Genomic DNA, 9515 nt, shown 5'->3' on the forward strand with positions numbered 1-9515 from the left:
GAGGAACTGCTCGACCGGGTGGACCTGAAGCGGTTCATCGACGGCTATCCGCATCAGCTTTCGGGGGGTGAACAGCAGCGGGTCGCGCTGGCCCGTGCGCTGGCGCCGCGCCCGCGCATCATGCTGATGGACGAGCCGTTTTCAGGGCTTGATAACCGGCTGCGCGATGGCATCCGGGACGAAACGCTCAGTATCCTCAAGGAAGAGGATACCGCCGTTCTGCTGGTGACCCATGAACCGGACGAGGCAATGCGCATGGCCGATGAAATCGCGCTGATGCGCGAGGGCCGGATCGTTCAGCAGGGCGCGCCCTACAACGTCTATACCCGCCCGCTGGACCGGGCGGCGGTGGCGTTTTTCTCTGACGCGAACGTATTGCGGTCGGAGGTGAGCGGGGCACTGGCAACCACGCCCTTCGGGCGGTTTCTGGCCCCCGGGGTGCCGGACGGGACAAAGGTGGACATCGTTTTTCGGCCCCAGCATCTGCGGATCGACTTCGACCGGGGCGGCAAGGGGCCGGCCCCCACGGCGACGGACGGGACAGCGGCGCGGGCGGTGGTCGCCCGCGCGCGTTTTATGGGCAACGAAAGCCTTGTGGAGTTCGTGATGGACCATGACGGCTCCATGCTGAAAGCCACGGTGCCCAACGTCTTTTTGCCGCAGCCGGGATCGGTGATGTGGCTGACCGTAAGACGGGACCGTTGTTTCGTCTTTCCCGTGCATTGAAGGAGGATCATGATGCGCACGCTGATGGTGGAATTCGGCATGGGATCGTCCCTGCGCCGGGGGGATTATACGCAGGCCGCCAAACGCGCGGTGCAGGACGCGCTTTGGCACAATTCCATCAACCTGGCGGAGCTTTACGGGTTTTCGAAAGAAGACATGCGTATCCGACTGGAGGTCGGCGTGCAGCAGCCTGATGCGGTCGATGCCGATGCGCTGCGCGCGGTCTTTCCCTATGGCCAGGTGGAGGTTTCGGTGAGGCGGGGCGGGCTGGACGTGCCGCGCCCCGAGGGGGAGGGCAACCCGACGATCATGGCGAACGTGGCGCTCTGCGTAGGCTTTGACATGGAGCGTTCCGATGGCTGATCAGCGTTTCATCATCGAAATGGGCAGCGGCAACGACCTGCACGGGCAGGATTACACCAAGGCCGCCGGTCGCGCGATCGAGGATGCCCTGCGGCATTCTTCACTGCCGCTTTTCGAAGCTACCGCGCTGTCGCATGAAGCCATGCGCGTCACGGTCACCGTCGCCGTGCAAAAGCCTGAACTGGTCGATACCGATCTGCTCGTCGGCCTGCTGCCGCGCGGCCGTGCAGAAGTACGGGCCGTCTTCGGGGGGCTCGACGTGGATACCGGGCAGGATGTCATCGTGATCGCGCAGGCAGCGGTAGAGGCTTTTCTGCCGCCCCAGTCCGGGTGGCGCCTGCGGGGCTGAGCATCAGCCGAAGAGTTCCGGCAGAGGCTCCGCCGTTTCGATAAGGTCGATCCGAAGCGTGAGTGCTGCCTGCGTGGTTTCAGACCATCCATCCAGCACCCAGACGCGGGCCGCGTGGCGCAGCCCCTCGGGATGAAACACATGGCTGCGTACCGCCCCGTTCGCTTCCGTCACCACAAGACGCAGCTTTTGCCGCGCCCGGATCGCTGCCCGCAGGACGGGCAGATGCGACAGCCCGCGCGCCGGGTCGGCAAAGGGCGGCAGGATCCGCGAAAAGGTTTCCGCATCGGGCAGGGCGGCTTCGGGCAGCGCCGCATCGATCTTGGCGGCAAGCGTCGTGGCAGTTGCCTGCAAGGCCGGATCGGGGGTCTGAAGCAGGACGGCGAGCGCGAGTTGCAGCGCCTCCACTTCCTCCGGCGACAGCGAGATGGGGGGCAGATGCACCGCCTCTGTCAGCCGGTAACCCTGACCCCGGGTCCCCTCCACCGCGATGCCGCTGGCCCGCAGACGGGCGATATCGCGATAGAGCGTGCGCGGTGCGATCTTGAGCCGCTGCGCCAGATCCTGCGCGCGGTGCAGCGCCCCGTCTGAAAGCGCGTCCAGCAGCTTATGTATCCGGTCGTTTCTGCGCATGGCGTTGCATAGCCCCTCGCGCATATTCCCGCAATGCTCTTGACAAAAAGCTGTCAGCAGCGGTTCGGCCCCTCGCTTGACCCTGCGAAAACCCGCGTGGTGCTGCCCGGGGAACCGCTTTGCCCCTTCATCCGACCCGCGAAGCTGCCTAGAACGGGTGCGGACATGGCGAGGGCGCTGCTCTCGCGGATATGACGGGAGATAGGACATGTTGAACAATATTGGCTTGCCGGGCCTGCTGCTCATCGCGGTCGTGGTGCTGGTGCTGTTTGGTCGCGGCAAGATTTCTTCGCTGATGGGTGAAGTCGGCAAGGGAATCACGAGCTTCAAGAAAGGCATCAGCGAAGGCGAGCGTGACATCGAGGACAACCGCAGCAAGCCCGTGGGCGAAATCCACGATGCGAACCTGCCGGAGCATACCGATGTGGGCACGCACCCCAAGAACGACCTGAAGGCCGACAAGGATCAGGTGTAAACGCACATGTTCGATCTTGGTTGGACCGAACTGCTCGTCATCGGCATTGTCGCGCTGATTGTCGTGGGCCCGAAAGACCTGCCCATGCTGTTTCGGCAGGTGGGGCAGTTCGTGGGTAAGGCAAAGGGTATGGCACGTGAATTTTCACAGGCCATGAACGACGCCGCCGATGATTCCGGGGTGCGCAGCATCTCGTCCGATCTGAACAAGACGCTGAAGACGGCGACGAATCCGCTCGGCAGTGCGATGGACGGGGTGAAATCGGCGACGAAATCGCTCACCGATCTGGACCCGGACAGTGAAACCGGAAAGCTGGCAAAGCAGCGCGCGGACGACGCCAAGAAGATACAGGCGGCCACGGCCCGCGCCGCGGCGGACCGCAAGCAGCGGGAAGCGGCGGATGCCGCCGCCAAGGCCGAGGCGATGGAAGCGCAGCTTTCAGGTGCGCCGGAACCCGCGCGCGACACGGCGCCATCGGCCCCCGCGGCGAGCCAGCAAACCGCGCCGAAGCAGGATAGCGCAGCCCCGGCCAAGGCCAAGAAGCCCGCGACCAAAGCTGCCGCGAAAGCCGCGCCTAAGGCCGCCGCGAAGCCTGCAGCAAAGGCCGCCGCCAAGCCCGCGACCAAAGCCGCCGCCAAACCGGCTGCCAAGTCTCCGTCCAAGGCGCAGAAGACCACCACCGGAAAGAGCGATACATGAGCGCCTCGGACGACATAGACGACAGCGCCGCCCCCCTGATCGAACATCTGGCGGAACTGCGGACCCGTCTGATCCATTCCGTGATTGCCTTCATCATCGGGATGATCATCTGCTTTACGGTCTGGAACCCGATCTTCAATTTCCTGACCGCGCCGCTCTGCTCGGCCATGGCCGAACGCGGCCAGCAGGATTGCGGGCTCATCCTGATCAAGCTTCAGGAAGGCTTCTTCGTCGCCATCTCCATCTCGTTGCTGGGTGGGCTGGTATTGGGCTTTCCCTATATCAGTTATCAGCTGTGGCGCTTCGTGGCGCCCGGCCTTTACAAGAACGAGAAGGGCGCCTTCCTGCCTTTCCTGATCTCCTCTCCGCTGATGTTCTTTCTCGGTGCGGCCTTTGCCTTTTACGTGGTGACGCCGCTCGCCTTCGACTTCTTCCTCGGTTTCCAGCAGTCAGGTTCGCTGACCGGAGATGGGGAGATCAATGACAGTGGCATCGCCGCCATCGCCTTTCAGGGCTCCGCACAGGAATACCTGAGCCTGACGATCAAGTTCATCGTGGCCTTCGGTCTCTGCTTCCAACTGCCCGTGTTGCTGACGCTGATGGGCAAGGCGGGGCTCGTTTCCTCCGAAGGGCTGGGGAACGTGCGCAAATATGCGGTGGTCGGCATTCTGGTACTGGCTGCATTGGTCACGCCGCCCGATGTCATCACGCAGGTGATCCTGTTCGTCGTGGTCTACGGCCTTTATGAGCTGTCGATTTTCCTTGTCCGCCGGGTCGAGGCCAAGCGCGAGGAAAAGCTGCGCGCCGAAGGCTATTACGACGATGAGGAGGACCCCCTGCTGGCGGAATTCGAAGACGACGCGGGCGATCTGCCGGAAGACGAGCGGCGATGACCTCCGAACCGCTCGACCGTATCGCGGCGGCGCTGGAACGGATGTCCCCGCCGCCGCTGAAACAGCCGGATTTCGACGTGGCGCCGGCCTTTGTCTGGCACACGGGACCGGACCGGCTGGAACCCGTCGCAGAGGTGTCCCGCGTCGATCTGGGCCTGCTTGTCGGGGTCAACCGTGCGCGTGACACGCTGGTCGCCAATACCGAGCAGTTTGCCAAGGGTCTGCCGGCGAACAACGCGCTGCTCTGGGGTGCGCGGGGCATGGGAAAATCCAGCTTGGTCAAAGCGGTACATGCCGATGTTCACGCCCGTTGCCCCGACTTGCGCATCGTGGAGCTTCAGCGGGAGGACCTGCCTTCGGTCGGTCGGCTGCTGGGCCACCTGCGCGAGGCGCGCCAGCGTTTCATCCTCTTTTGCGACGATCTGAGCTTTGGCCATGACGACGCCCATTACAAGTCGCTCAAGGCGGTGCTGGACGGCGGTATCGAAGGGCGGCCCGACAATGTCGTGCTCTATGCCACGTCGAACCGCCGCCATCTGATGCCCCGGGACATGATCGAGAATGAGCGCGGCAGCGCGATCAACCCCTCCGAAGCGGTGGAGGAAAAGGTCTCCCTTTCCGACCGGTTCGGCCTCTGGCTGGGTTTCCACCCCTGCGACCAGCATCAATACCTGCAGATGATCGAAGGCTATTGCGCGGCTTACGGCGTGGAGATCGCGCCCGAGACCCTGCGGGCCGAGGCGATCGAGTGGCAGGCCACGCGCGGTGCGCGGTCGGGCCGGGTGGCTTGGCAGTATTTCGTCGATCTGGCCGGGCGGCGCGGCGTCAGGATCTGACGCCGCGGCCCCTCGCTCAGTTCAGGTAGGACGTGGGATCGACGCTTTCGAACCCGTTGCGCACTTCGAAATGCACGTAGGATTCGTCACCGCTGCGCAGCTTTGCGATCTGCTGCCCCCGGCGGACGCTGTCCCCCTTGGAAACGGAAACCGCCGTCACGTTGGCATAGACCGTCAACAGGTTGTCCGGATGGCGGATCACCACGATGGGCACGCCTTCGGCGCTCTTGGTGATGGCCGCGACCGTACCGCTTTCGGCGGCCTTCACGGGGGCACCATCGGCGGCCTTGATGTTGATACCGTCGTTCTTGCCCTTGGAATATCCCCGGATGATGCTGCCGAGCACCGGCGTTTCCAGCCGGGATGTGCTGGCGGTCTGGGTGGGTTTGCCCACATCGGCCACCGGTTTCGCGGGGGCAGAGGCCGATGCGGCAGGCAACGGCTTTGCGGCCTCGTCCTGTGGCAGGGGTTTGGCGGCCGAAGGCGGCGTGGGCGTGGGCGATCCGGCGCCGGGGGGTGTTACCGGCTTCGGCGCGGGTTGTACTGCGGCGGCGGCGGTGGTCGTGCCGCGCGGCGGGGATTGGCGGCCCACCGGAATCAGCAGGAACTGCCCTTCGCGTACGGCGAAATCCGGGCCGAGCCCGTTCCATTCGGCAAGCGATTTGAGCGGAACGTTGTAGAGCCGCGAAATCGTATAGGCGGTCTCTCCCCGTTCGACGCGGTGGCGAACCGGCTCGGCAGAGGCGGGGCTTGCAGGTGCCGGCGCCGGGCTGGCCTGACCGGCGGGCGGCAAGGCGGCGGTACGGACAGTCGGCGCAGCCGGGGCCCGCGCGATGGCCGATCCGGCAAGCGCGGTGATATCCGTGGTGCCCCCGCCTGCGGCGGCTGTCGTCGTTGTCGTAGCCGAGACGGAGCCGGGCAGGGCGATGATCTCGTTCTGGCGCAGCGGCACGCCCTGTTCGATGCCGTTGAAGCGGGCCAGTTCGGTGGAATCGGCACCCACCCGGGCTGCCACATCCGCGATCGTGTCACCGCCGCGGGCCACCACCACCTGATAGTTGGGGTACGTAATCACGCCGCGCGCATCGGGTCGTGGGCGGGGGGCCAGTGGGCCGGTCGCGGCCTGGGCGGTGGAAAATCCGCCGCTCACGCCGCGCATGTCGTAATCCAGCGGTTCGCCCTGACAGGCCGCCAATACAAGAGCGGTGCCCGATATCAGGCCGAAACGCGTGGCACGGAATATCTGGAATGGCTGCATCCGGTCGTCCTCGTTCTGCTGTCCCCATGTGCTCCGGGGTTCGGGATTATCGTAAACTCTTTACGTCTCTTTTCCCAATCCTTCCAGCAGTGGAACAAATCGAACGGCGCGTAATTCGTCGTATTCAAGGCCGTTGGCGGTTTTCCGCACCCGGATTAGGTGCTGTACCGCGTCCGACTGGCCCACCGGCAGAACCATGATTCCCCCTTCCTTCAACTGGGCGAGCAGGGGGCCGGGCGGATCTTCGGCGGCGGCGGTGACGATAATCCGGTCGAAGGGGGCCTGTTCGGCCAGCCCGAAGGAGCCGTCCGCCGTGACGGCGGTGATGTTGGACAGGCCCTGCGCCTCGAAAATGTCGCGCGCTTCCTGAACGAGGCGGCGATGGCGGTCGATCGTATAAACCCGGCGCGCCAGCTTGGACAGGATCGCCGCCTGGTATCCGGACCCGGTGCCGATCTCCAGCACCTTGTGGCGCGACTGGACTTCCAGCGCCTGTGTCATTAGCCCCACGACCGAAGGCTGGCTGATCGTCTGTCCGCAGGCGATGGGCAGCGGCATGTCTTCGTAGGCGCGGCTGGCGAACAGCCCGCGGATGAACGGCCCGCGGTCCACGGCTTCCATGGCGGTGAGCACGCGCGCGTCCGTCACGCCCTTGGAGCGCAGGGCGTAGAGGAACTGCATCTTGCGCTCCGCCAGGCTTTGTGCCGCCTCCTCCGTCATCCGTTGATCGCCTCCAGCCCGGCGAAGGCGTCATGGGCGGTCAGATCCGCGCGCATGGGCGTGACGGAGACATATCCTTCGAGGTTCGCGGCCGCATCCGTCCCGGGGGCGGTGGGCACCTGCTGGTCGCCGCCGCGTATCCACAGAAAACGCCGACCCGAAGGCGACAGATGCGGTTCCGTCGAAAACCCGGTGCCCGGCCGTATGCCCTGCGCGGCCAGCCGGACGCCCGCAACATCCGCCGCCGGAACCGGTGGGAAGTTCACGTTGTAGAACAGCCGGTAGCTGTCGGGCTGCTGTTCGGGGGTGGCATCCAGAATGCGGCGTATGACATCGGCGCCATGCCGCAGGGCCGCTTCGAACGGATTTTCGAGGTCCCGGTTCGCGGGGCCGAAATATTGCGAAAGCGCAATGGCCGGGATGCCCTGAAGTGCGGCTTCCATGGCCCCCCCGATGGTGCCGGAATAGAGCGTGTTTTCCGCCGAGTTATTGCCCCGGTTCACGCCGGACAGGACCAGGTCCGGGGGTGCGGCGGTCATCGCGTCGTGGACAGCCGCCAGCACGCAGTCGGCGGGCGACCCTTCGGCGGCATAGACGCGTTCGTCCAGCCGGGTGATCATCATAGGGTGGGTATAGCTGATGCAATGCCCCACGCCCGACTGCTCGAACGCGGGCGCTACGGTCCAGACTTCGCCCGCGTCGCCCGCCAGTTCGGTTGCGATCTGGCGCAGGATAGCCAGACCGGGCGCATCGATGCCGTCGTCGTTGGTGATGAGAATGCGCATGAAATCCCCTTTTCGCCTTGATATGCGAGGGGACTTCGGGCGGCAAGGACACAAGGCCGGATGCCGTGCGATTGACGGCTTAGACCTCTTTCAGCAGGCGCGCGGCCTCTGCCGAGGGGGCGGTCAGCGCGCTGCGGTCCTCACCCGGAAAGAAACGGGCGCGGGTCGCCGTGGGCATGGGCGCAGGCGACAGGATATGGACCTTGGGACCGATGCGGGCCGCTTCGGCCTGCCAGGACCGCGCCAGAGCGATCTGGGCCGCCTTGGTGGCCCCATAGGCGCCGAAGAACTTTTCGCCCGCGTGCGGGTCATCGAAGAACAGCGCCCGCCCGCTGTCACCCAGCAGGGGCGCGACGTAGTTGATCAGGGTCGCCGTGGCCGTGATGTTGAGCGCCACGGATTTCGCCATGTCCTTTGCATCCACGTGATCGGCGGGGGCGAGGGGGGCTGCATGTATCGCGGTATGCGCCCAGAGATCGATACCGCCCCACCGGTCATGTATGCCCCGGCAGAGCGTGGCCATGGCCTCCGGCGTGCCCACGTCCATCGGCGCGAGCGTGGCCTGACCACCCTGCGCCGTGATCCGGTCGTCGAGCTCTTCCAGCGCACCGACGGTGCGGGCCACTGCGACGATGTGGTGGGTGGGCGCGAGCGCCTCGGCGAGGGCGGCGCCCAGCCCGCGGGAGGCGCCGGTGATCAAAGCAATCTGTGTCATGCAGGGGGCTTTGCACCCGGCGCGTCACGGGGTCAAGACTTCGCGGTGCCGGTTTCGGCCTGCACCTGCGCGCCGTTGCCGCCATTGGCGCTCGACTGACCGTTCCGCGATTGCGCGGCCCGTTCGATGGCGTCCGAAATGCGGCGCGGTTTCGGATCGTCGCCCGTGGCGGGCCAGCCTTCGCGCTGGCGCTTGCGGTCGCCGTCGGTCTCTTCCGTCTGGTCGTGAAACAGATGCACCTGCGTTGGATACGGCATGTCGATACCGGCGGAATCGAGCTTGATGTAGACGGCCTGCAGCACCTCGCCGAAGGTATGGATCTGGCTCGCCCGGTCCGACTTCGTCCACCAGCGCAAACGGATCACATTCGCGGAATCGCCCAATTCGATCGGGATCGTTTCCACCCCCGGATCGGAAAGGACGCCTTCCACACCCTCGGCGGCCTCTTTCATCAGGCGGCGCGCCTCGTTCCAGTCGTCATTGCAGCCCACGCCCACGTCATACTGGCTGCGCCGTGTGTCGAAGGCCGTGTTCACGATCACGCTGTCGGTGTAGATGTCGGCATTGGGGATCACTACACGACGGCCATCGTAGGTTTTGATCAGGGTTGCCCGGGTTTCGATGCGTTCCACGGTGCCTTCGTGGCCACCGCTGACGATCTGGTCCCCCACCGCGAAGGGCTGGCGCAGCAGGATCAGGATGCCTGCCAGCATGTTTTGCAGGATGTCCTTGAAGGCAAAGCCGATCGCCACCGAACTGACGCCCAGCCCCGCGATGAGATCACCGGGCGTGAGGCTGGGGGCGACAATGGTGATCGCCAGCATCAGGCCGACGATGCTGATCGTCCAACGCAGCAGGGAGCCGCCCACATCGCCCAGCGAGGGACGATCCCGGCGCTTCGCCGCCCGGCGGGCCACGCCCCCGAAATACCGGCCAAGAAAGTAGAAAAGAATGAGGACGACAATCGCGATTGCGATGTTCGGAAGGAGCCTGAAGAGCCCATCCAACCACGCGTCAAGTTTATCGAATATCAGACCCGGGTTGGCTTCGACTTCTTCCACGC

At 65.1% G+C, this 9515-nt stretch carries 13 protein-coding genes; 7 read left to right on the forward strand and 6 right to left on the reverse strand.

Annotated elements, in window-relative coordinates:
- The 3 genes from A3764_RS04510 to A3764_RS04520 form a co-directional block, all read left to right on the forward strand.
- Positions 1-726, forward strand: a 726-nt coding sequence (locus A3764_RS04510; RefSeq protein WP_067951251.1) for an ABC transporter ATP-binding protein, incomplete at its 5' end; no start/stop codon positions are given.
- Between the two features lie 12 nt (positions 727-738).
- Positions 739-1089 (forward strand): Lin0512 family protein, encoded by a 351-nt coding sequence (locus A3764_RS04515; protein ID WP_067919135.1) that lies wholly within the window; start codon positions 739-741, stop codon positions 1087-1089.
- Positions 1082-1438 (forward strand): Lin0512 family protein, encoded by a 357-nt coding sequence (locus A3764_RS04520; protein WP_067927799.1) that lies wholly within the window; start codon positions 1082-1084, stop codon positions 1436-1438. Before A3764_RS04515 ends, A3764_RS04520 begins: the two co-directional genes overlap by 8 nt.
- Before the next feature lie 3 nt (positions 1439-1441).
- On the opposite strand, the gene A3764_RS04525 is transcribed toward A3764_RS04520, so the two are convergent.
- Positions 1442-2071, reverse strand: coding sequence for a helix-turn-helix transcriptional regulator (locus tag A3764_RS04525; protein WP_067927801.1), 630 nt, complete (start codon positions 2069-2071; stop codon positions 1442-1444).
- A gap of 208 nt (positions 2072-2279) precedes the next feature.
- On the opposite strand from A3764_RS04525, the gene A3764_RS04530 reads away from it, so the two are divergent.
- The 4 genes from A3764_RS04530 to A3764_RS04545 are packed head-to-tail and all read left to right on the forward strand — an operon-like array spanning position 2280 to position 4974.
- Positions 2280-2546, forward strand: coding sequence for a twin-arginine translocase TatA/TatE family subunit (locus A3764_RS04530; RefSeq protein ID WP_067927796.1), 267 nt, complete (start codon positions 2280-2282; stop codon positions 2544-2546).
- 6 nt (positions 2547-2552) lie between these two features.
- Entirely contained in the window at positions 2553-3245 is a 693-nt protein-coding gene (gene tatB, locus A3764_RS04535; RefSeq protein ID WP_067927793.1) for a Sec-independent protein translocase protein TatB, read from the forward strand.
- Positions 3242-4138: a twin-arginine translocase subunit TatC gene (gene tatC / locus A3764_RS04540; protein WP_067927789.1), complete on the forward strand. Its 897-nt coding sequence runs from the start codon at positions 3242-3244 to the stop codon at positions 4136-4138. Before tatB ends, tatC begins: the two co-directional genes overlap by 4 nt.
- Positions 4135-4974: an ATP-binding protein gene (locus A3764_RS04545; protein WP_067927784.1), complete on the forward strand. Its 840-nt coding sequence runs from the start codon at positions 4135-4137 to the stop codon at positions 4972-4974. Before tatC ends, A3764_RS04545 begins: the two co-directional genes overlap by 4 nt.
- A gap of 16 nt (positions 4975-4990) precedes the next feature.
- Here the strand turns inward: A3764_RS04545 and A3764_RS04550 are convergent, their stop codons facing one another.
- The 5 genes from A3764_RS04550 to A3764_RS04570 form a co-directional block, all read right to left on the reverse strand.
- Positions 4991-6232 carry a M23 family metallopeptidase gene (locus A3764_RS04550; protein WP_067927780.1) on the reverse strand — a complete coding sequence of 414 codons (1242 nt, stop codon included), beginning with the start codon at positions 6230-6232 and terminating at the stop codon, positions 4991-4993.
- 60 nt (positions 6233-6292) lie between these two features.
- A complete protein-coding gene (locus A3764_RS04555; protein WP_067927777.1) occupies positions 6293-6952 on the reverse strand; it encodes a protein-L-isoaspartate(D-aspartate) O-methyltransferase in 660 nt (219 codons plus the stop codon).
- A complete protein-coding gene (surE, locus tag A3764_RS04560; protein ID WP_067927774.1) occupies positions 6949-7737 on the reverse strand; it encodes a 5'/3'-nucleotidase SurE in 789 nt (262 codons plus the stop codon). The genes A3764_RS04555 and surE overlap by 4 nt, the downstream gene beginning before the upstream one ends.
- Before the next feature lie 79 nt (positions 7738-7816).
- Positions 7817-8452: an SDR family NAD(P)-dependent oxidoreductase gene (locus A3764_RS04565; RefSeq protein ID WP_067927771.1), complete on the reverse strand. Its 636-nt coding sequence runs from the start codon at positions 8450-8452 to the stop codon at positions 7817-7819.
- A 32-nt stretch (positions 8453-8484) separates the two neighbouring features.
- Positions 8485-9515, reverse strand: a 1031-nt coding sequence (locus A3764_RS04570) for a mechanosensitive ion channel family protein (protein ID WP_236628015.1), incomplete at its 5' end; no start/stop codon positions are given.

The organism is Sulfitobacter sp. HI0129, from assembly GCF_001635395.1.
GTDB lineage: Bacteria > Pseudomonadota > Alphaproteobacteria > Rhodobacterales > Rhodobacteraceae > Sulfitobacter.

Coding starts and splice junctions, on each gene's coding strand:
- A3764_RS04525 (WP_067927801.1), bottom strand. CDS start 2,071: ATGCGCAGAAACGACCGGATACATAAGCTGCTGGACGCGCTTTCAGAC.
- A3764_RS04515 (WP_067919135.1), top strand. CDS start 739: ATGCGCACGCTGATGGTGGAATTCGGCATGGGATCGTCCCTGCGCCGG.
- A3764_RS04520 (WP_067927799.1), top strand. CDS start 1,082: ATGGCTGATCAGCGTTTCATCATCGAAATGGGCAGCGGCAACGACCTG.
- A3764_RS04565 (WP_067927771.1), bottom strand. CDS start 8,452: ATGACACAGATTGCTTTGATCACCGGCGCCTCCCGCGGGCTGGGCGCC.
- surE (WP_067927774.1), bottom strand. CDS start 7,737: ATGCGCATTCTCATCACCAACGACGACGGCATCGATGCGCCCGGTCTG.
- tatC (WP_067927789.1), top strand. CDS start 3,242: ATGAGCGCCTCGGACGACATAGACGACAGCGCCGCCCCCCTGATCGAA.
- A3764_RS04550 (WP_067927780.1), bottom strand. CDS start 6,232: ATGCAGCCATTCCAGATATTCCGTGCCACGCGTTTCGGCCTGATATCG.
- tatB (WP_067927793.1), top strand. CDS start 2,553: ATGTTCGATCTTGGTTGGACCGAACTGCTCGTCATCGGCATTGTCGCG.
- A3764_RS04555 (WP_067927777.1), bottom strand. CDS start 6,952: ATGACGGAGGAGGCGGCACAAAGCCTGGCGGAGCGCAAGATGCAGTTC.
- A3764_RS04545 (WP_067927784.1), top strand. CDS start 4,135: ATGACCTCCGAACCGCTCGACCGTATCGCGGCGGCGCTGGAACGGATG.
- A3764_RS04530 (WP_067927796.1), top strand. CDS start 2,280: ATGTTGAACAATATTGGCTTGCCGGGCCTGCTGCTCATCGCGGTCGTG.